Source organism: Bradyrhizobium huanghuaihaiense (assembly GCF_025200885.1).
GTDB lineage: Bacteria > Pseudomonadota > Alphaproteobacteria > Rhizobiales > Xanthobacteraceae > Bradyrhizobium > Bradyrhizobium huanghuaihaiense.
This window is the reverse complement of record NZ_CP104172.1, coordinates 3,083,954-3,104,225: the sequence shown is the minus strand read 5'-3', so window position 1 is coordinate 3,104,225 and position 20,272 is coordinate 3,083,954. Positions and strand designations below refer to the sequence as shown.

The window sequence follows — 20,272 nt, the reverse complement described above, 5'->3', positions numbered from 1 at the left end:
CCTGCTCATTCATCGGGAACGTAGCGTTTATAAGCTTGCACGACGGCGTCATGCGGCTTCAGATAGGAGAGCCGCACGTCGACATGATAAACTGCTCGTGCTCCGTAATCGGGACCATCGCGCGGGACATATCGCTGGTCGCTTCGAACCCAATATTCGCCCGAATAGCTGCACTCCTTGCTGGGCGCCGGGGCGCACTGCAAACCAAGAGCTTCTGCATCCTCGCGAGAGATGCCCTTGGCGGACGTCCGCTCGATGATGAACTTTTTCGTCCGTTGCTGAAGTCCATCGGCGTCATAGTAGGTGTTGCGGCCAACGAATTTCGCCAGCTCACCTTCGCCCAATCCCTCAATATTGACATCGACCCGAGGCCACGGCCCGGACCAGAAACATCCGGAGATTATGAGAGCAATTGCCAGAAGCGCGAGAATGTTGAGTATCGGAAACTTCGGCATTCCAAGTGCTTCTCCGGGCCAATACTTCATCTGCTCATCCTTCGGGAATCGCGTGTACGCTGCCTCGATCGTTCGCGATGCAAAGCGGCCAACTAACCGCACCAACATCTTTCGCCGTATAGGAGCGTGCGCTCCGCACCACCATCTATGATTTAGTAGAACAAAAGAGCAACATCGTCAAACGAGACCTTGGGCTGCCGATGCCCTCATAGTCCATCCGCACATAGTGCTCGGTGACGGGCACCAGCCGCGCCGTGGCGCCGGCGCCGCCGGGGCCGCGGATAAATGCTCTTCGACCGTATCGCGCGCCAGCGTCTCGATCTCGGTCGCTCCGGTATGCGGCCGTAGCGACCTGATCTCGACGGCATCAAAGCCCTCCGCAATCAGCAGCGACCTCGGTCTTGGTCACGACCTCGTGGAAGCAATAATTGCAATCGCGGATGCCGCGCGCACTGCGCTCGATGCCGAATTCTTCCGGCGGCACGCTCAGGACGCGCCCTGGGATATGTCCGGCTGATCCGTTCCAGCATTCATCGTGTGCGCGACGATCTTCATCGCGCCGTTCGACTCCGCGACATCCTGGGCCAGCAGTGCGAACTGATCGTCGGTGAGATCGTAATAGGTCTCGCGACTCTCCTCCTCCCGCTCCTCCCACCAGACCTTGACGATGCCGGCTTTCGACAGCAGCGCATCCTTGATGAAGGAATAGAGGACCATGAAGCCTCCGTTCTGCTGCATGAAGACGTGATTGACATAGTCCGTCTCCTGCTGCGCGGCCGCGACGTCCTCGGGGCCGACCGGCTCGAAGCGGACGACCTCGTCGGAGCCGGCGAAGATGTCCATCAATGACGGCATCAGGCCTTCGATGGTGTCGGCGACATCGGTCGACACCGCGCGCGAGCGGCCGTCCTGCGCCGGCATGTCCTTGCGCATGTCGCCGAGATAATAGTCCATCGCATCGGCGCGCTCCTCGGCAAGCCGCGCGGCCGACATTGCGGCAAGCGCGTTGGCTTTCTCGGAGGCGAGCATCGCCTTCACTTCGGAGATTGGCATTTTCGGCATGAACAACCTTTCCGATCAGCACTTGTTCGCAGCAGCGAACGGGCACGTAGTAACTCAGCGCGACACCTTAAATAGCCAAACCTGGCGGGCAAACCAGGTCTTGTCGTTCGCGCCGTTTCCGTCGTTGGAGTGCGTACCGCACCCGCCAAATCGCTCGTTGAGTCAAAAAACTGGAAGTATGGCACTGGCGAAGTACCGGTTGTGAAGACGTCCGTCGCATTCGGAGCCGAGTGCCGGGTCAGCCGGCGAATGTCGATGCGACGTGCAGCACCAGGCAACCGCGACTTATCGATCGCCCGGTGGACCCGATCGAACCACCAATTATCAATACGCTTCAGCGTCGGCGCGGTGCTGAGGATGATCTTTTCGAGGATGCATCCGGACAAATAGGCGACGGCAATACTCACGAGATACACGCCGACGCCAACGACGGGATAATAGTTGACCAGCAGCCCACCATCGGCGCTTCCGGGCGCTGAGCGCCAGAAAAAATCCGCGCGTCTTGCCGTCATGTGCGAGATAGGCCACGGCGAGCATGAACAGAACATAAGACGTATAGAGGCCAACGCAGATCAGGCGACCTCGATTGAACTTGACGCCCCTTGTCTCCTGTCATCCGGGACCACGTCCGGCTTTTGGCTCACCTGAAAGCGGTGTGGATACCCAACGCCGTGGCCAGCAACACGAGAATACAGATCCCAAATCCGATCCAGCCGGCAGCGCCCTGCCGCAGTTCGACACGTCCATTCGCATCACTACGATACCACGGCCACTGCAACGGCTGCGGAGTTGCGCTGAATGGTTCGACATAGATCCAGCCGAATGAAAGGACCGGCAAGGAAGCTCGCGCGACCGAATATCCAATCAGGTCGACCAGTATTCCAAACGCTGACATTGCAAAACTCGCGCAGCGGTAGAGATTACACCTCATAGAACATAACGGGAACATCGTCAACCGCAGGTTTTATCGCAAGCCGGCCGATCACTCACACCCATCCCTGCTCGGCATAGCGGATCGGCCGGTTGAATGCGGCTGCCCTGCCCGGCTGCTCGTAGCAGATCGCCATCAATCCCAGCGCATCCGCGGCATGGCTCGACCAGTCGTGCTCGGGGCCGAGCCCGATGTTGCGCGTCTCGTCCTTGCGCTCATGATAGAAGCCGAGCGCTTCGCGGCCGGGCTCGGTTGTCTCCTTGTTGAACCAAAGCTGGGGTGCGAGCCGCCGCAGCGCCTCGATCCGCATCATCGCGGCGCCCGGCCCCTGGTTCTTCACCGGGGGCTCGACCGTGAAGCCGGCGTCGCGCAAATGATCCTCGTAGCGCTTGCCCGTGATGTTGTTGGCGGCGATGCCGTCATGCGGCAGATAGAGGATCGCGCGGTCATAGCCCCGCGCGCGCAGCCAGTTGACGTGAAAGGCCAGCACCTGGCCGACGCTCTCATAGTAGTCGAGAACGCGAATTTCGCTGCCGACCCATTGCACGATCCAGATCGTGAAGGCATCTGCAGCGGCGCCCGCGCCGCCGATGTCGATGAAGGCGCGAAGCGGCAGCAGCGGATCCGCAGCAACCCTCCCAATCCGCCCTTGCGCGCGCGCGTCCGACAGCAGTGAGGCGAAATAAGCGCCCTCGAAGGCGCGTGCATACTCGCCTTCCCAGATGTGGTCATAGCGCTCCGGATAGAGTTTCTGGTCGAGCAAGCGCTCCTCCTCGAGCACGTCGGGAAACCAGGGATTGTCGCGCCAGTTCGCCTTGACGAGGACAGCGCCGTCGGGCCGCCGCCCGCGCAGAAAATCGTCGATCGCATCGCTCTTGCGCCGCGGATTCCAGCTCGCCCACAGTTCGGAGTCCTTGGCGCGGATCGTCGGCCGCAGCAGCGCGAGGCTGCGCGCACTCAGGCTTTGCGCCTCGTCGATCCAGGCGATGCGAAACCCCTCCAGGGATTTGATCGAGTCGGCTGTGTGATCCTGAAGCCCGCGGAAGATGATCAGCCCGTCCCCGGGCGTCTCGATCTTGTCGCTGAACGGCTTGAAGCCGTGGCCGAGACCGAGACTTGCGATCTTGCCCTCGATCAGCCGCTTCGACGATTGCGCAAGCGTCCGCTGTGCTTCGCGAATGCAGACCGCGAGCGTGCCACGTTCGGCCTGGCAAGTCTCGACCAGAAGCTCGCCGAAGAAATGAGATTTGCCGGAGCCGCGCCCGCCGTAGACGCCCTTGTAGCGCGCGGGTTGCAGCAGCGGCTCGAAGATCTTGGCCGTCGGAATTTTCAGGATGGACAATGGATGCGCTCGCTCTAGGGCAGGCCGGTGCGCCTGCGCCACATCGCGGACCAGTCTTCGGTGCCAGGAGTGTCGGGTTGTCCTTGCCGGGGTTGGTTCAGCTCAGGAGAGGGCGCGCTTTCAGAGAATGGCGGCCAAATCCCGAGAAGCCCTCCGAACTGTTTCTGCACGGCAGGCGGAAGCGTCGAAGCAGGGCCAATGTTCGGGACCTTTACCGGCTCTGAATCGAACGCCGATCCGTGCGGTCCTCTCGCGGGCATTCTCGTAAGAATCACGTGCCTGGCGTTGGTAGATTGCTCTTGTTCAGACGAGCCTCTCGTCCACCGACATAGTTGAAGTCGATAACGCGATGCGGGTTGGATGAGCCCGGCGGTCTCTTGGTCGTCTCTCCATACCCGCTCCTGACATGGGGCGGCACACCCCCGATAGGCTGCAAGATCCTTCGCATCATGTCTTCCAAGGACATACTCAACTCCGTTTCAAGCGACGTAGGCGAACGCGTTCCGTCTGCGCGCTGCGATCCGCAGCTTCGGCAAACTTTCTCAGCTCACGATAATTGCCTAACTATCTCACACGCCGGAGTAGGCCGCGCGCAACCGTTCGAACTGATGAGGCACGGGAGATTTGCGTGACGAAATGGTCGGTCCTCAAAATTCTAAGTCATGCGATGCTGGCGACATTCGCATCATCCGCCTTCGCACAAGGGCCAGCCGCCCAGGCGTTCGACAAATGGCACCCCAAGGCCGGTGCCAACCTGATGTTCAAGAAGATCGACGACAAGACCGTCATCCTCTGGATCATCAACGACTGACATTTTACCGTCTATGGCCGAAAGCTGTCCTATTGCCGCGACCAGGTGCAGCGCGCTTATGCCGGACAAGGCCGGGCCGGTAAGCAGACAAAGCACTAGCCGAGCCGAAGGCATCAAAACGAAAAACCCGCGCCGGACTGCGTCCGCGCGGGCGACACCAACTTCTGTCGATGATGCCATTCTGCCGGTGTTTTGCCCGACGGGTCAATGGTCGATCGAGGCGCGATTGCAGATCGAGATCTCCGCCGTCTCAAGATCGTGAACAGCGTCACCGCCGCCCGGCCTTGCCGGGTGCACGATGATCCGTTCGATCCGTTGGATCAATTCGAGCACTCCGTCTTCGCCATCTTCGACCGGCTGTGCGGCCTTGCCCCAGCCGCGATCCAGGATCGCGTTGGCGGCCGAGACGCGGGCCGCCGGCGTTGCGTCTTCGCTGCGCATGACGCCGACGAGCACCCTGATGGCCGTTCTGGTGTGGCTGCGCGCGAGCGATCGAATCTCGGTCACGGTGCGTGCCCTGGACGTCTTCCCGCGCGCGGGCAAGCGGACCGGTGCACGCTCGAGCTCACCTTCGATCTCCTCACTCACGACAACGTCTCCCACAGCACGATTGCAACGAGGCCCGCGAGGGCCAGCGATATCAGGTAGGCGGTCATCGTCTCTCCACGACAAGAAATGCGCGGCAGATCGCGCAATGAGGCGCAATCGTTTCGGGCGCGAACCCTATCTCCGGTCCCGGAGACCGCAGCGGCGCGGGCAACAGACCCGGCGCCGCGGGCCGGCACGTTCGCGCGTGCCCGGCCAGCAATGGTTCGGACGGCGGCACGCCGATCGGCGCTCCAAGAACGCGTATCAAGCGAGTGCGTGGCCGTGATGCGTTTGGCCGCCGTCCGATTCTGGAATCGAGACGAAAAAACCCGCAGCGGATGTCTCCGCGCGGGTGAACCAAACTCGTCTCGATGATGTCATTCTGCCGGTGTTTTGCCCGACGTGTCAAACCCCGTATTGCGCGCGATTGCCGTCACGCCAAAAGACATGAAAAAGCCCGCGAGCGGATTGCTCCGTGCGGGCCGACCCAAAGTCTTTCGATGATGCCATTCTGCCAGTGTTTTGCCCGACGTGTCAAACGAACGAATTCGCGCAAGCCGCGTTAGGCGATCAGGAGGCCCGCCATGACAGTCAAGACGACGTCACGAAATCTTCCGAGGTCAAAGCCGCGCATCGAAAAGCCGCGCATCGAAAAGGAGCGCGCCACGAAGGAAGCGATCATCGAAGACACCGGGGAAACGGAAGACAACAACCGCGATCTCGTGCATGGCGACGGCGGCACCATCGATCTGCACACAAAACCCGGCGATTTGTCGAAGGACGATTAGGCGGCGCCACGAGCGGCGCGCATCTCGATGATGCCATTCTGCCGGTGTTTTGCCCGACGTGTCAAATCAGCGCGCGAAACAGGAAGTCCCTTCCTCCCAGCTCAATATGTGGTGCGCAAGGGGCTTGCTTCAAGCCCCCTGTCATCGCGTAGAAGCCTCGACCCAACCAACAAGTCGAGGGTTCACGACATGCCTGTATTGCTTCCGACATCCCGTTCGCGACCGAGCGACAAGCGCGCGGCGGTCGCCGGCCATGCGGTCGTCATCGCCGGCGGCGGCCCGACCGGGCTGATGCTGGCGGCGGAACTCGCGCTCGCACAGGTCGACGTCGCAATCGTCGAGCGGCGCGCGGGCCAGGATCTCGTCGGCACGCGCGCCGGCGGCTTGCACGCGCGCAGCATCGAGATCCTCGATCAGCGCGGCGTCGCGGAGCGCTTCCTGCGCGAAGGACAGATCGTCCAGCTCGCCGGCTTCGCCTGGACCAGGCTCGACATCGGCGATCTCCCCACCCGCCACGCTTACGGGCTCGCACTGCGGCAGAGCCACATCGAACGCATCCTGGCCGACTGGGTCAGACAGCTCGCGGTGCCAATCTATGGGAATCGCGAGGTGACGGGCTTCGCACAAGACGAGACCGGCGTCGACGTCACGCTGTCCGACGGTGACACGTTACGCGCAAACTATCTCGTCGGTTGCGACGGCGGCCGCAGCCTGGTGCGCAAGACGGCCGGCATCGACTTCGCCGGCTCCGATCCGACGCTCAGCAACCTCATGGCCGAGGTCGAGATGGCGGAAGAGCCCGCATGGGGCCTGCGTCACGACGCGCTCGGTTTCCACGGTCTCAGCAAGGCAGAAAGCGGACGCGTGCTGGTCGTCGTGACGGAAGCAGCGCGCGAGCGCAGCGGCGAACCCGGCTTGCGCGATCTCAGCGATGCACTCGTCGACGTATACGGCACCGATTTCGGCGTGCAAGATCCCGCCTGGATCTCCCGTTTCACCGATGCGGCGCGGCAAGCCGCTTCCTATCGCAGGGGACGCGTGCTGCTCGCCGGCGATGCCGCGCACATCCATCACTCCGTGGGCGGACAGGGCCTCAACACCGGCCTGCAGGACGCGGTCAATCTCGGCTGGAAGCTGGCGCAGGTGGTCAAGGGCATCTCGCCCGAAGCCCTGCTCGACACCTACCACACCGAGCGTCATCCCGTGGCCGCGCGCGTGCTGCGCAACACCAGGGCGCAGATCACCCTGCTCCGCCGCGCCGAGGACGGCCTCACCGCCGCGCGCGAGGTCGTGTCCGAGCTGCTCGCCATGGACGAGCCGCGCAGGCGTTTCGGCGCCATGATGAGCGGGCTCGACATAAGCTACGATCTCGGCGAAGGGCACGCGCTGCTCGGCCGCCGCATGCCCGATCTCGACCTGACGATCGAAGGCCGGCCGCTGCGATTGTTCACACTGATGCACGGCGCGCGGGCGCTGCTGCTGAACTTCGGCGAGGCGCCGGACGCCGACATTGCGCCCTGGGCGGATCGCGTCAGTCTCTTCCGCGCCGGTTACGACGGCGCGTGGGAGCTCCCGGCTGTCGGGCAAGTCCTCGCGCCAAAAGCCGTGCTGGTGCGGCCCGACGGGCACGTGGCCTGGATCGGCGACGAGAAGCGGAGCGGACTTGCGGAGGCGATGACAACGTGGTTCGGACCCGGCTCGGCGTAGCGCGCGAACGTCTCACCCGCCGCCGAAACAAACAAGCCCGCGGCATCCCGCGGGCTTGTTCCGAATTCTTTCAATGATGCCATTCTGCCGGTGTTTTGCCCGACGTGTCAAACGACCGACATTGAGCTGCATAAGGACTCCATGACCTTCACTCCGGTCTAACCATCGGCCGTATCCAGCGGGAGAACCACTCCTCAGCGTCATTGTGCGGACTGCCTGGACTATCCACTCCGAAGATCGGTGGCGGAATAAGATAGCCCGGCTCATCCGCGAACGCACCGATCGGCCTGCTCGTCTGCGTTGGCTGGCCGTTAGGGGTCGACGTGGTCCAGCTGCCAAACCGATCGTTGAATTCGGTGGAAGGCAGGTACGGGACCGGCGCACTCCCGGACGAGAATACACTGCCCGCATTCGACGCGTTGACGCGGGCGAGACGGCGGACCTCGTCGGGTGCGACTGATCCGGCGGCAGGCGTGGGCGCGGCTTCTGGCAGATCCTTCGCAGGCATGGTGCCGGCTGGCGTGGTGGCCCACGCGCCGAAGCGATCTGCAAAAGTGCGGACGCCTCTGGATCAAGCGAGGAAGCTCCGCCCAGCTGCGGCCCGAACGCCGATGAGGCCGAAGAGTCGCTGCTATTAGCCGTCTTGTCGACGTTAAGCCCATCGCCGTTGGTGTTGTGCGCCGGCGCTCCTGTCGAGAACACTCCTCCGCCGGAAGTGGAAGGACCCGGCGTCGCACCGTCTGGGCTAACCTGCGCGTTGGCAGCGCGCGTAAGCGCTAAGATGCCTCCGATGCTAAGCAGCCAGGCGGGAATGAAGGGAGCCGCTGCACCGACTGCGGCCGCTCCTGCCAACCAAGGAAGAAGAGCACTATCCGCCAGAGATGTCCCGCCGGCTAACGAATTGTCGTAGAATGGAAGCGGCGTTCCGGCGTGCGGATCGGATCGGAGGACCAGCGGGTCTGTCGGGGCGGCCGTAGTGGGCGGCAATTGTCCAAAGCCTTGCGGATTGGCCACTGGGAAGCCAGGCGATCCAAAAGTCCGAAGTGGGTTGCTTGGTGCAAACCCTTCCGGCTTGTTCAACCCCTCGACAGGGGGCGGGATGAAGCCTGGCAATCGGGTATCCACAGACGGCGGAACGAGGCCCGGAAGCCCGGGGACGGGCCCGACAGCGCTGAATTGCAAGGAGATAGGCGAGCCACGCCCATACTGTTTCAAGAGTTCGATCCTGTCTGCCAGACTGAGAATGCTCGTCGGCGAGAGGAGCGGCCAACGCAAGGCCTTGTCCCACTCACTGCCTCTGTAAATTTGATCGACTGTCTCCTGCATCTGCTGGATCTGCTCTGCATTGTCGGCGGCATATTTTCTCCAATTTTCAAACCATTTTCCGTTCTCATCGTTTGCATGTTCAATCGTCATCCCGGTCGGGGTATTGGCAACCAAATGGCCATTCGCGAGCGCGTACTTGGCAGCGGCGACGAGTCCGTTCACGTCAGAAGCCAACTCGTCCAACGCACGTAGATCTCCCGCAACAGCTGCCTTGTATCTCGAAGACGCTTCGACCTCCTTCAGATATTCGCAAAATCCCCTGTAGTACGTTCCAAGATGTCCCCCGGTATGTGGGCTCGAACTGAAATTGGTTGCGAGCCGCTCCTTGGACGGCAAGGCCATAAGATTTTGAACAGATTCATGAGCAAAACGGCCAGCCAGGAGCATGATGACAGGATGGTTTGCAAATTTCTGCGGAAAGATGTGATGATCTTGGAGCATGCAGCCGCTACTTTCTGGCGCAGGCCGGCATCCGAGCTGCTGGTGATCGCAGCCGCCGGGTTTGATCTGAAATGCTTGCTGGATGGCCACCAGCGAGGTGGCCTCTGTGCTTGAGCGCTAGTTTTGATGCACTCGCAACGGGCAGGGCTCGCGTCTCGATACGCAAACGCCTTCAATGACAACGTCTGTGGACATCCTGACGAAGGCAGTGAACCCAACTGCTATGAATTGAGTCGGAGCGCGCCCCTGCTGGCGTCGTCTAGAGCGGCTGCAAAAGGGAGCCATCTACACGCAAGCAATAGATAGCCGGGGCCAGCGCAACCTTTGACGAAGCTTAAGCGAAATACTAGGGACGAAGGTTCTTATAATTACCGGACGCATCCTGGAAGCTTAAGCCTCTCATGCCTGCGGCCTTACAGGCGTCCTTCATCGCTTGGTCGCAAATGATTCTTGGCAGAAAGCGTGGCCTGAAAATATGAGCCGAGCCGATGGCCTCCTCTTTAAAGACAAAGCTGGAAATCGCCGTGTTACTGTATCGCCTGAACTCTGTCCCATCCTCCAGAATTTTGACGCACGACTTTTCTTCGTCGATAGCATCGAGCACACGCACGATACGCAAAGCCAATAGGTTGGTGCTGCGTTTCCACGTAGCGACCGCGTTTCGCATCTGACGAACGCCACACCTTCGCTATCCATAGTTTCAAGGAGGTCCTTCATTCGATCGGAGACAAGCCAAAAACTGTGAAAGTCCTCCCAATCGACGGGCGGCCGTCCGAGAGACCTATCGATAAGCAGCCGTGGCGGTTCAGAGAATGAAGGAAAACATCGCTTACCCGGTGGTGAGAGCAACAGCCCGCTGCCTCCGCTCAGGACGGCAATGTTCTCCATTTGCCAACCGGGGTTCGTTCGAAATCTGAAATCCGGCTCTACGCTATACAGCTTTCGTACTTTGGGCTTTCGCCCTTCAGTGGGAGATGCAGCCATGGATTATCGCTCCCTCCTCGTGTCTGCTCGACTGCCGCAAGGGTCGCCTGCCAAATCGAACCACAACCACGCCTCCCAACTCGCCCAATCAAACTATCGGCACCCTCGAGTCGGCGGGACCTCATTGCACACATAGTGTCCAGACCGGCTCAGAGCTTCGAGACCTCGTCAAACCGCCCCCTCTTTGAGACCCGCCGACTGCAAACGTCCTTCAGGTCTTGATCGCACATGACGTGCGCCTCACTGCGCCCCATTGAACATCGTGCCCGAACTCGTGACACGCAGCGAACCAATACCAACTGACGAACAATAAAGCCCGCGGGATGCCGCGGGCTTGTTTCGAATTCTTCGATGATGCCATTCTGCCCGTGTTTTGCCCGACGTGTCAACGAGCGAACCTAGAGCACCGAACGCGACGCCCTCTATCATCCCGCCTATTGCACCGAACCGTCGCTACAGAAAAACACGGGCAAGCCTCCGAATTGATCGGAGTTCTTGTATCTGACCGCGAAGCGCTCGTGCTCGTCGCGGCCGAACGTATTGCCGTCTTTGACCACAGGGCCGTGCTCGAGCAAATAGACTACAAGCCCGTCCACCTTGGACATCAAGGTTGCAAGTGTCAGCTTGTGGGTCTCGAACTGAATTTCGCGCTCGGCAAATGCCGACAGACCCATGGTCACCGCGCCGATGCCGGCGGCGGATCGGAACGGCAGTATGTCGACCCACAGCGCAGATGGATAGTCGGGGTAAGGCGCGAACGATTGCGTGGACATGTCGAGCCATAGATCGGCCGATCGTGCGACCTTGCCATTCCAGACCACGCCGCAACATTGCGGCATGGTCGCAATCAACGCGCCGATGACGGCAGTCGTCAGACGCGCAGCGGACAACGGTTGCTGCTTCTGGCCGAGTACCGAAACGATCAGATGGCCTCGATGCCGGGCCGCAACTGCCTCGCCCTCCGGCCATGTCGTGGCAGCGCGTGACCACAGCCCTTCATCATCTGGAATAGGTCCCGGCATCGACATCACCGCAACGAGTTCGTTGCCACAGCGTAGCAGCGGCGAGCCCTGGCGGATGCTTCCCTCGCCGCCTCCGTCCACATCCATCGGCAGTTCGGGATGTCGCGCGCGAAGCGCTCCAGCAAGCGCAACCATGTCGGGCGTTGCAGGAGTTTCCAGCAAGACCAGGGCAAGAAAAGACTTACTCATCGGCCGCCTCAGGGAAGCTTTGCGGCGTGATGTGGTCCGATCACATCTCACCTAAAGGTTGAGTTGCGATTGACTAGAACAAATATAGAACATTGTCAACTCCGTGCCAATGCAGGCATGGCACTCGGTGTCCTGCAGGATCCGGGAAGTCCCGCACACCCCACACCTCGCCGGCACGCGCAAGCCGGTCGGCAGCCCCTCGGCGAAAAATGAGTAACCAGCTCAAACAGCGCAAACCACGCCTCGTGAGAAGCCGGAATTCGCCTTCGCGCCGCTTATCAAATGATGGCGACGCCTCGTCGAAAGAGGCCTAGCCTTAACCCATCACCGCAAGGCCCTTGGCAACGATCGGTGATGAGAACGCCAATTGCGCTCCCGCCCCACTCCAGCAAGGGAGCAGAGCATGCTGACGCGGCGGCGTTTCAAGCAGACCAGGACTCTCGATCAGCGGCTTGCCGAGGAAGCGGCACGCCTTCGCGACGAGGCACGCGCGCTGCCGGCCGGGCACAAGCGCGAGATGCTGCTGCGCAAGGCGCGGCAGGACGAGACGGCGGTGCAGATCGAAGCCTGGCTTCGCTCGCCCGGCCTGCGGGCGCCGACATGATGCAGCAATATCGCGCCTATCTCGTCGGGGAGAACGGGGTGTTTCAGTCCGCCGAAGCTTTCGAGGCGCGGTCCGATGCGTCCGCGCTTCTGTTCGCGCGGCGCTTCACGCGCCGGGGCGACGTCGAGGTCTGGCAGCTCGGCCGCAGGATCGGCCTGCTGAAACAGGCGACCTCGCCCGCCGCAGCCTCGCCCGAAGACACAGGCCCCGGCAGGCAGCCGCCTCACTCCTCCGCGAGCTTCCGCTCGATATAGGCATCCACCGTTTCGGCAAAGGAGCGCTGCACACCGACCGCGGCAACATGCAGGTCGAGCGCATCGCGCTGCAGCACGCGCAGGCCGCGCCCGCGGGCGCTGACCGGCGCCGTGTTCAGATATTGGTCGATGGCGCCCTTGGCTTGCGGGATCGCCTTCGGATCGCCCCTTGCGATCAGAAGACGCAAGAGGCTCTGGCATTCGGCCAAGCCGGGCATGGGTTTTTGCCTCAGCCTTGCCGCGACTTCGGCTTCGGCCGCTTGACCGGCTGGGTGTGGGTGCCGAACAGCATCAGCAGAAACGCGACTTCTTCCTTCGAACCGACCTGGATCATGATGATCTCCCTTTCGCTTGGTTGGTCGAGACGAGCGGAAAGGGCGTTCAGGACAATCGGGTTTCGGGATTGTTTCAGGACTGTTTCGTCGTCCGCGACGGGACAGCAGCAGACCATGGGTGATCCACGCCCTCTAGATGTTGATCCAAGCTGGGCGTTTTCCCGAAATCGACGCAGGGGCTGCATTCGCTTATGTGAATCCAGTTGGGAAAAATAGGTAATGCCTCTGTTCAAAAGTGAACATAAAAAGAGTCCGGGACTATTTTAAGCTTGATCCGCCTGGTGCGCTTAGCCGGGCAACCTCCAACGGCCCCGGCATTTAGGGTTGTGCTGGGGCCGTTTCTAACTGTGCGACCGCGCGGCGTTTGACGATGTTCAACGATGCCATCCTGGACCAGCTGAGGCAGCTGGAACGTGAGGTGATTGAAGGGGAGCGGCGGCTGGCCCAGCAGGAGGCGATGATCGTCGACCTGAAACGGCAACATCAAGATCCGAGTGACGCCGAGGCCGAGCTTGAAATCATGCACGCGAACCAGCGCCAGCGTCAGCAAGACCGGCAACGGCTTCTCTCATTGATGCAGCGTTAGGAAGCGAAATAGTTTTGGGCGGTGCTTTACCCGACGGCGCAAATTTTACTCAAATCCGGCAAATCAGATTCGGCGAAACAAAATCTGTTCGCGCCAAGCTGGGACATGTCGCCCGCGAGGGGCACAGGTCGAAGAGCTTCGGAGAGACTATCGATGTATTACGTCGCCGCCGCATTGCTGGTGCTGTCGGGACTGTTCTACTCCGCGGGCCATCACGAGCTCGGCCAGTTCGGCGCGGACGTGTGCCGCTATGGCGGCACGTTCTGCGACAACCCGGTGGTCGTCTTCACCGGCGCGGCGCTGGCCGCCGCCTGGGGCATGTTCGTCAGCATCAAGTAGACGACCGCGTCTCAGGCTCGCGCGCGCCGGCCGCCGCCAGCTCCTTGCGGACGGAAGCGGCGGAATTGCCGACCTTGTCGACGGCCTTTTGCAGCTCCTCCTTCGACACGCCGAGCGCATGGGTCCAGTACTTGACCTCGAAGGCCTCGTGCATGTTGATCTTGCTGCGGTCCGGCTGTGCGCGCTTCGTCAGATTGTCCATGCGGCTGATCCTCGTTGTCGTCAGGAAAACGCGGCAAGAGGTCTGCCGTTCCTTGAGCGGGCCGACCATGCAGGCTTTCGCGCCGACAGCGTGCGCTTCAGACGCTCAGCCACAGCATGGAGGCGAGCACCGCCGAGAAAGCGAACAAGGTAATGATGGCGACTTTGAAAATCAGATCGGCTGCCAAGCGAGTCCCCTTTTCACGTCCGACGACCGCCAGAAGCACGGATGGTCCCTGCTTCTAGCCCGTCGGAAGGCCGGCAAGTGGCGTGACACGCTTTGGCCACGACCATCAAACGGCAGCGCAACGGCTCCACCGCCGTTTGGTTCCTAACTTCCAGTGCGCACCCTGCCGAATGTTCAGGCCATGTTGCCGGTGGGGCGGGCCGCGACTTAACATTTGTTAGGTGCGCCCGATCTGGAAACGCATTGTCCAGTGCGTCATCAAGTGCTCACGGCGCGAACACCTCGCCGGTGTCCATGCGCACGTTGCGGATGGCGCGACTGGCGTCCATGGTCGCGCGGTTGCACATCGGCATGAAGCTGAGCAGGAGCGAACGCCGCCGTGCGCCGGAGCGGTTGCGGCTCGCCCCGTGCGGCAGATCGGCGTCGAACACCAGGATGTCTCCTGCCTCGCCCGCAGTCATCAAGGCCAGCGTCTCGTCCGGCTCGCCTTGATCAAGAGGTCCTGGGTCGAGATGACGCGGGACAATGCGGGTTGAGCCATTGTCCGGCCCGTAGGCGTCGAGGAAAACCAGCGCCGCCACGGCTTTCATGCCGGCGCCGTCGCGATGCAGCGGCTGGTGACCGCCGTCCTTCAGTGGCTCGCGGCCCTCCACCTGGGCGAGGAAGAACGGACCGCCGAGCAGCGCGCTCGCCGCCAGCAGCAGCGGCAAGCGACAGGTTCGCTGCACCGTCGGATCGAGATCGACGAGAGCATGGCGCCAGCCGGCGCCGCGGGGCGCGGCCCATTGATCCGCGGTCCCCACGCCCGCATCGAAGGCCGCGCGCAGGGCCTCGCGCCACGCCGTGGGGACGGCGCCGCGCAGCAGCAGATAGCCGTCCCGATCGAGAGCGATCGCCTGCTCAGCCTGCAGGGGCGCAATCTTGATGAATGTCGGCTCACAGCTCATGCCGCCATCTACAACCTCAGGGTGCATTGCGCAAGTGCCTTGCACTGCATGGCCGCCGCGCGAGCGCCCGAGCTGTGGACCGGATTCAAGGAGGAGGGCTTGGCAAGAGCGGCGACCGGCGCCGCTGCATCGACAGCTCTTGCGATGGTGCCTTTATACAGGTGTTTTGCCCGACGGATCAAATCGGGATTCGCTTAATCGGAATCCGCTTTTTCCCGGACAAGGAACCATCGTTCCCCCGCGGCATTTCTTCCGGGCTTCCCCTTTCACAAACGGAACGCCGGAAAGACCCGAGATCCTACATGAGCGACAGCGCCCTCGCCCCGCCCAAATCCGCCTCCACACTGCTGAAGCGGCTGGGGCCGGGTCTCATCACCGGGGCGGCCGACGACGATCCTTCCGGCATTGCCACCTATTCGCAGGCCGGCGCGCAATTCGGCTACGGACTGTTGTGGACGGTGTTTCTGACCACGCCGTTCATGATCGCCATTCAGCTCGTCAGCGCGCGGATCGGCCGGGTCACCGGCAAGGGGCTGGCCGCCAACGTGATGCAGGTCGCGCCGCGCTGGGCGGTGCTGGCGCTCATCTTCATGCTCGTCGCCGCGAATACCTTCAACATCGCCGCCGACATCGCCGCGATGGCCGAGGCGCTCTCGCTCGTCATCGGCGGCCTCAACCATGAGCACGCCCTGATCTTCGCGGCCGGCTCGACCCTGCTCCAGGTGTTCGTTCCCTATCGCCGCTATTCGCCGGTGCTGAAGTTTCTCACGCTCGCGCTGTTCGCGTATGTCGCGACCGCCTTCACCGTGAAGATTCCGTGGAGCACGGCGCTGCTCGCCGCAGTGTGGCCGGAGGCGAATGTCAGTGCCGGCTATTTCATGATGGTGGTGGCCGTGCTCGGCACCACCATCAGCCCCTACCTGTTCTTCTGGCAGGCCTCGCAGGAGGTCGAGGAGATGAACCAGGGCGAGCGCGACAAGCCGCTTCGCGAACTGAAGCACGGCGGCAGTCCGGAGCTCGCGCGCATCAGGGCCGACACCATCGCCGGGATGCTGCTCTCCAATGGCATCGCCTTCTTCATCATCCTCACCACGGCGTCGGTGCTGCACGCAAACGGCGTCACCAACGTCAGTTCGGCGACCGACGCCGCCGAGGCGCTGCGGCCGCTTGCCGGCGATTTCACCTTTGCCCTGTTCGCGCTCGGCATCATCGGCACGGGCCTGCTCGCGATCCCGGTGCTGGCGGGCTCGGCTGCCTATGGCGTTGCGGAGATTTTCGGCTGGCACGCCACGCTCGAGGCGAAACCCGACGAGGCCGTCGGCTTCTACACCATCATCGCGACCGCGACCGCGATCGGCTTCGGGCTGGGATTCACCGGCATCGATTCCATGCACATGCTGGTCTGGAGCGCCGTGCTCAACGGCATCGTCGCCGTGCCGATCATAGCGATGATGATGCTCATCGTCTCGAGCCGCACGATCATGGGCCGTTTCAGGGCCCGGTCGTGGCTGATCGCGCTGGGCTGGCTCGGCACCGCCCTGATGGCGCTGGCCGTCCTCGCGCTGCTTGGCTCCTCAGTGATCGGCTGACTAACCTTGCGACAATGCCACTGTCTACAAGCCTCCCTGCCGCGGGTGGGCGTAATGCGCCCGGCGCGCTACAGCGGGCTTCACGCCGGTCCGTTGTTAGCCTAACAGTTGCAACCTGGGCCCTTTCGAGCTCGCCACAACAAACATAAAGCCCCGCCGGGCGACAGGGAGCGACATGACCAAATCATCAAAAGCAACAAACATCGAAATCCTCGCCTGCGATGCCGGCTGGAGAAACTACCATTTCGTCAAGCTGACGACCGAAGACGGCATCGTCGGCTGGAGCGAGTTCGACGAGGGCTTTGGCTCGCCCGGGGTCGGCGCTGCGATCCAGCGCCTGTCCGCCCGCGTGATCGGGCAGAACGTCTTCCAGCACGAGCGCATCTATGCCGAGCTGTTCGCAGCGACCCGCCCCGCCGCCGGCGGCGTCGTGGCTCAGGCGCTCGGAGCGATCGAGAACGCGCTGCTCGACGCCAAGGCAAAGTGTCTCGGCGTGCCCTGCTACGAGCTGCTCGGCGGCAAGATCCGCGATCGTGTCCGGGTGTACTGGTCGCATTGCGCGACCTGGCGGATCAATCATCCCTCCTGGTACAAGCCGCCGATCGAAAGCCTCGACGGCGTCAAGGCGATGGGCCGCGAGGTGCGCGAGAAAAAGTTCACCGCGCTCAAGACCAACATCTTCTCCTACGACGACGGCAAGCCGGCCGGCTGGCGTCCCGGCTTCGGCTCACCGTTTGCGCCGGAAATCAACGTCGACCGGAAAATCCTGCGCGACCTGCGCATGCATCTGGAAGCGATCCGCGACGGCGCCGGCCCCGATGTCGACATCCTGCTCGACTGCAACTTCAACGCCAAGACCGAGGGCTATCTGAAGATCCTGCGTACCATCGCGGACCTCGACATGTTCTGGATCGAGATCGACAGTTTCAATCCTGAGGCGCTCGGCTACATCCGCAGGCAAAGCCCGCATCCGATCTCGTCCTGCGAGACGCTGCTGGGCTTGCGTGAATTCCTGCCCTATTTCCACGAGCAGGCGATGGATGTCGCGATCATCGACACGCCCTGGAACGGCGTCTGGCAATCGATGAAGATCGCTGCGGCGGCCGAAGCGTTCGAGGTCAACGTCGCCCCGCACAATTTCTACGGCCACCTCTGCTCGATGATGAACGCGCATTTCTGCGCAGCCGTACCGAACCTGCGCATCATGGAGATCGACATCGATCGCCTGTCCTGGGACCGAGAGCTCTTCACGCACGAGCCGGAGATCCAGAACGGCCATCTCGTCATCCCGGACCGGCCCGGCTGGGGCACCGAACCGAATGAGGACGCATTGCGCGCGCACCCGCCGAGAACGAGCGGCGGGCTCCTCAACTATGGCCGCAAGAGCTGACGCGGATCACGGCGTCACGGGATTGACGGTCGGGGATGTCTTCGGCCCCGGCCGCGCCGGCTCGATCGGCGACTTCGGTTCGGTCGGAAGCACTGCAGCGCCCGCGGCGCGAGCGGCTTCGCCCGTCGTCGCATACATCGCGACATGGGCCGGCTGGGTCTTGGCACGGCTCCACGGTCCGTGGTCGACGATCAGCATGGCAGCAATCGTCAAACCAGCCACGATCAGCGCGATCACGCCGGGATGACGGAGCGCCGTGGAGATGGAGTTCGCGAAACGATCAGTCATTGAGGGGTCCGCTATTTTCCTATCGCAGGTTAATTCAATTGTGCCCCTCGGAGTTCCCCATTCGGTCTAAGCAAGTTCCGCGCCAGCCTTCGGAACTTGATCCGTTCATCGTTTCACATCCGGGCGAGCATCATCGACGAATCTGTCGCGGTTCGGCATCTTCACGGCCGCCAGCGATTTCGCATCGAGGATCGCATCCGCGCCCACCAGTCCGTTCAGGTTCAGGATAAAGGCGGACACCGCATAGACATCCTCATCGCTCAGCGACTGCGGCGCGTTCTGCGGCATGGCGCGACGGATGTAGTCGAACAATGTCGGGGCATAGGGCCAATAGCTGCCGACGGTTCGGATCGGCTTGGCCGTTCCGATCGTGCCCTGCCCGCCGGTGAGCCGATCGCCCAAACCGCCCTCGCCCTTCTCGCCGTGGCACGAGGCACATTGTTGAGCAAACACCTCGCGTCCGTGGCTGACCGAGCCGCTTCCCTCAGGAAGATTGCTGCCGTCGCGTCCGATATCGATATTCCACCCCGCAACCTCGGCGGTTGTTGCTGGTCGGCCAATGCCGTACGGGCTCTGCGCCTGCGCTCCGCACGAGAAGGCACACAGGCCGATTGCGAAGCCGATCCCGCAAATCTCACGCCAGCGCATTGGTCACCTCGCCATTGGCGGCGATGCGCCAGGGCCAGATCGCGTTGTTGTGGTAGAAGTAGTTTTCTCCGCGCACGGCAAGCAACTCGGCCAGGGTCGGCTGCACATAGCCTGTCTCGTCAATGGCGCGGCTCTGGATCACGGCGGGCTTGCCGTCCCATCGCCACGGCAGACGGAAGCGCGTCAGGGCACGCGTCAGAACCGGCTCCTGCAAGCGGGCGTCCTGCCAGCTCATCCCATCGTCGACGGACACCTCGACGCGCGCGATCTTGCCGTGCCCGCTCCAGGCGATACCCGTGATCTCGTGAAAGCCCGGTGCGCTCAGACGCTGACCGCCGGAGGGACGGGTGATGATCGACTTGGCTTCCATGTAGAAGGAGAATTCTCGCGCCGTGCCGTCGGGCAGCAGGTCGGTATACTTCGACGTTTCCTCGCGCGAATAAACCGGCTCCGCGGTCACATGCAGACGGCGCAGCCATTTCACGCTCATATTGCCTTCGAATCCCGGCAGGAGCAGCCGCAGCGGATAACCTTGCTGCGGGCGCAGCCGCTCGCCGTTCTGGCTGTAGACCAGCATCGCATCCTCGAGACATTTCTCGATCGGGATGCTTCGCGTCAGCGCAGCCGCATCCGCCCCTTCCGCGACCACCCATTTGGCTTCTGCCTTCAGCCCGGCCTCCTGAAGCACCAGCTTCAGACTCACGCCGGTCCATTCGGCACAACTCACGAGACCAACGAGGTCCGAAGCTGTCTTGCCATAGGGCTTGGTGTAGCCGGGATTGCCGGAGCATTCGAGGAAGTGGATGCGCGACTCCGACGGAAAGCGCCGGAGATCGTCCATCGTGAAGACCAGGGGACGTTCGACCAGCCCATGCAGCATCAGCCGGTGCTGCGCGGGGTCGATGGCCGGAACGCCGCCATGATGCCGCTCATAGAACAGCCCGTTCGGCGTGATGATGCCGTCGAGCTCCTGCAAGGGCGTCCGGCTGGACGCGGAGATGTATTGCTTGAGGGACTTCGAGATGTTCCTGACGACGCCCTTCTCGAACGGCGATGGCGCGCCATAGGGCTGACCTCCCGTGGCTCCCCCGGCGCTTTCATCCATTCGGGAACGTTGGGTGGAAGGTTGCCTGTCTCTGCGGCAACGGAAGCGTCCGCGCCAAGAACGGCGCCTCCCGCTGCTGCGGTGGCGGCTGTCAGAAAGCGACGGCGCGTGGTCGTCACGGAATCGTCGTCGGGAGGTGTCGTGCTGCTCATT

At 62.3% G+C, this 20,272-nt stretch carries 23 protein-coding genes and 2 pseudogenes; 11 read left to right on the top strand and 14 right to left on the bottom strand.

The genetic code is table 11. The annotated features are described in order from the left end of the window. Nucleotides 1-5: 5 nt before the first annotated feature. Both N2603_RS14680 and N2603_RS14675 read right to left on the bottom strand, forming a co-directional pair. Entirely contained in the window at nucleotides 6-485 is a 480-nt protein-coding gene (locus N2603_RS14680; protein ID WP_260389362.1) for a hypothetical protein, read from the bottom strand. 456 nt (nucleotides 486-941) lie between these two features. Then, entirely contained in the window at nucleotides 942-1,517 is a 576-nt protein-coding gene (locus N2603_RS14675; RefSeq protein ID WP_260389361.1) for a portal protein, read from the bottom strand. Between the two features lie 299 nt (nucleotides 1,518-1,816). On the opposite strand from N2603_RS14675, the gene N2603_RS14670 reads away from it, so the two are divergent. Next, on the top strand, nucleotides 1,817-1,996 hold the full coding sequence (locus tag N2603_RS14670) for a hypothetical protein (RefSeq protein WP_260389360.1): 180 nt from the start codon (nucleotides 1,817-1,819) through the stop codon (nucleotides 1,994-1,996). Between the two features lie 161 nt (nucleotides 1,997-2,157). Here the strand turns inward: N2603_RS14670 and N2603_RS14665 are convergent, their stop codons facing one another. Both N2603_RS14665 and N2603_RS14660 read right to left on the bottom strand, forming a co-directional pair. After that, the gene (locus N2603_RS14665; RefSeq protein WP_260389359.1) at nucleotides 2,158-2,412 is read right to left on the bottom strand and encodes a hypothetical protein; all 255 of its coding nucleotides are present in this window, start codon (nucleotides 2,410-2,412) and stop codon (nucleotides 2,158-2,160) included. A gap of 91 nt (nucleotides 2,413-2,503) precedes the next feature. After that, nucleotides 2,504-3,790, bottom strand: a complete 1,287-nt coding sequence (locus N2603_RS14660; RefSeq protein WP_260389358.1) for a PBSX family phage terminase large subunit — start codon at nucleotides 3,788-3,790, stop codon at nucleotides 2,504-2,506. 628 nt (nucleotides 3,791-4,418) lie between these two features. Between N2603_RS14660 and N2603_RS14655 the strand changes: the two genes are divergently transcribed. Continuing rightward, nucleotides 4,419-4,601 (top strand): hypothetical protein, encoded by a 183-nt coding sequence (locus N2603_RS14655; protein WP_260389357.1) that lies wholly within the window; start codon nucleotides 4,419-4,421, stop codon nucleotides 4,599-4,601. A gap of 204 nt (nucleotides 4,602-4,805) precedes the next feature. Here the strand turns inward: N2603_RS14655 and N2603_RS14650 are convergent, their stop codons facing one another. Beyond that, nucleotides 4,806-5,144 (bottom strand): hypothetical protein, encoded by a 339-nt coding sequence (locus N2603_RS14650; RefSeq protein ID WP_425249005.1) that lies wholly within the window; start codon nucleotides 5,142-5,144, stop codon nucleotides 4,806-4,808. A gap of 629 nt (nucleotides 5,145-5,773) precedes the next feature. Here N2603_RS14650 and N2603_RS14645 point away from each other — a divergent pair. From N2603_RS14645 to N2603_RS14635, 3 genes are all read left to right on the top strand, one after another. Then, entirely contained in the window at nucleotides 5,774-5,977 is a 204-nt protein-coding gene (locus tag N2603_RS14645; RefSeq protein ID WP_260389355.1) for a hypothetical protein, read from the top strand. 189 nt (nucleotides 5,978-6,166) lie between these two features. Further along, the gene (locus tag N2603_RS14640; protein WP_260389354.1) at nucleotides 6,167-7,684 is read left to right on the top strand and encodes an FAD-dependent monooxygenase; all 1,518 of its coding nucleotides are present in this window, start codon (nucleotides 6,167-6,169) and stop codon (nucleotides 7,682-7,684) included. Between the two features lie 1,686 nt (nucleotides 7,685-9,370). Continuing rightward, nucleotides 9,371-9,565: a hypothetical protein gene (locus N2603_RS14635; protein WP_260389353.1), complete on the top strand. Its 195-nt coding sequence runs from the start codon at nucleotides 9,371-9,373 to the stop codon at nucleotides 9,563-9,565. 232 nt (nucleotides 9,566-9,797) lie between these two features. Here the strand turns inward: N2603_RS14635 and N2603_RS44860 are convergent. Beyond that, nucleotides 9,798-10,339, bottom strand: a pseudogene (locus tag N2603_RS44860) (imm11 family protein). Nucleotides 10,340-10,869: 530 nt separating this feature from the next. Then, nucleotides 10,870-11,646 carry a DUF4261 domain-containing protein gene (locus N2603_RS14625; RefSeq protein WP_260389351.1) on the bottom strand — a complete coding sequence of 259 codons (777 nt, stop codon included), beginning with the start codon at nucleotides 11,644-11,646 and terminating at the stop codon, nucleotides 10,870-10,872. Nucleotides 11,647-12,049: 403 nt separating this feature from the next. On the opposite strand from N2603_RS14625, the gene N2603_RS14620 reads away from it, so the two are divergent. Together N2603_RS14620 and N2603_RS14615 are read left to right on the top strand one after the other, a co-directional pair. Continuing rightward, entirely contained in the window at nucleotides 12,050-12,250 is a 201-nt protein-coding gene (locus tag N2603_RS14620) for a hypothetical protein (protein WP_018644762.1), read from the top strand. Next, on the top strand, nucleotides 12,247-12,504 hold the full coding sequence (locus tag N2603_RS14615; RefSeq protein ID WP_018644763.1) for a hypothetical protein: 258 nt from the start codon (nucleotides 12,247-12,249) through the stop codon (nucleotides 12,502-12,504). The genes N2603_RS14620 and N2603_RS14615 overlap by 4 nt, the downstream gene beginning before the upstream one ends. On the opposite strand, the gene N2603_RS14610 is transcribed toward N2603_RS14615, so the two are convergent. Further along, a complete protein-coding gene (locus N2603_RS14610) occupies nucleotides 12,474-12,722 on the bottom strand; it encodes a hypothetical protein (protein WP_018644764.1) in 249 nt (82 codons plus the stop codon). The two genes, N2603_RS14615 and N2603_RS14610, sit on opposite strands and share 31 nt — an antisense overlap. Nucleotides 12,723-13,209: 487 nt before the next feature. Here N2603_RS14610 and N2603_RS14605 point away from each other — a divergent pair, with 487 nt between their 5' ends. Further along, a complete protein-coding gene (locus N2603_RS14605) occupies nucleotides 13,210-13,425 on the top strand; it encodes a hypothetical protein (protein WP_018644766.1) in 216 nt (71 codons plus the stop codon). A 153-nt stretch (nucleotides 13,426-13,578) separates the two neighbouring features. Further along, complete coding sequence (locus N2603_RS14600) at nucleotides 13,579-13,764, top strand: hypothetical protein (RefSeq protein WP_018644767.1); 186 nt, start codon at nucleotides 13,579-13,581, stop codon at nucleotides 13,762-13,764. Here the strand turns inward: N2603_RS14600 and N2603_RS14595 are convergent. The 3 genes from N2603_RS14595 to N2603_RS14585 form a co-directional block, all read right to left on the bottom strand. Continuing rightward, on the bottom strand, nucleotides 13,757-13,966 hold the full coding sequence (locus tag N2603_RS14595; RefSeq protein WP_018644768.1) for a DUF3606 domain-containing protein: 210 nt from the start codon (nucleotides 13,964-13,966) through the stop codon (nucleotides 13,757-13,759). The two genes, N2603_RS14600 and N2603_RS14595, sit on opposite strands and share 8 nt — an antisense overlap. Nucleotides 13,967-14,063: 97 nt before the next feature. Beyond that, nucleotides 14,064-14,192 (bottom strand): hypothetical protein, encoded by a 129-nt coding sequence (locus N2603_RS14590; protein ID WP_260389350.1) that lies wholly within the window; start codon nucleotides 14,190-14,192, stop codon nucleotides 14,064-14,066. Nucleotides 14,193-14,418: 226 nt separating this feature from the next. After that, on the bottom strand, nucleotides 14,419-15,126 hold the full coding sequence (locus N2603_RS14585; RefSeq protein WP_311741391.1) for a phytanoyl-CoA dioxygenase family protein: 708 nt from the start codon (nucleotides 15,124-15,126) through the stop codon (nucleotides 14,419-14,421). Between the two features lie 275 nt (nucleotides 15,127-15,401). Here N2603_RS14585 and N2603_RS14580 point away from each other — a divergent pair, with 275 nt between their 5' ends. Then, on the top strand, nucleotides 15,402-16,688 hold the full coding sequence (locus N2603_RS14580; protein WP_260389349.1) for an NRAMP family divalent metal transporter: 1,287 nt from the start codon (nucleotides 15,402-15,404) through the stop codon (nucleotides 16,686-16,688). Between the two features lie 175 nt (nucleotides 16,689-16,863). Next, nucleotides 16,864-18,078, top strand: coding sequence for a mandelate racemase/muconate lactonizing enzyme family protein (locus tag N2603_RS14575; protein WP_260389348.1), 1,215 nt, complete (start codon nucleotides 16,864-16,866; stop codon nucleotides 18,076-18,078). Nucleotides 18,079-18,084: 6 nt separating this feature from the next. On the opposite strand, the gene N2603_RS14570 is transcribed toward N2603_RS14575, so the two are convergent. The 3 genes and pseudogenes from N2603_RS14570 to soxC form a co-directional block, all read right to left on the bottom strand. Then, nucleotides 18,085-18,366: a hypothetical protein gene (locus tag N2603_RS14570; protein ID WP_018644773.1), complete on the bottom strand. Its 282-nt coding sequence runs from the start codon at nucleotides 18,364-18,366 to the stop codon at nucleotides 18,085-18,087. A gap of 105 nt (nucleotides 18,367-18,471) precedes the next feature. Then, nucleotides 18,472-19,014: a c-type cytochrome gene (locus tag N2603_RS14565; RefSeq protein ID WP_260389347.1), complete on the bottom strand. Its 543-nt coding sequence runs from the start codon at nucleotides 19,012-19,014 to the stop codon at nucleotides 18,472-18,474. After that, nucleotides 19,001-20,271: pseudogene (gene soxC / locus N2603_RS14560) on the bottom strand (sulfite dehydrogenase). The gene N2603_RS14565 and the pseudogene soxC overlap by 14 nt, the downstream one beginning before the upstream one ends. Nucleotide 20,272: the final 1 nt, after the last annotated feature.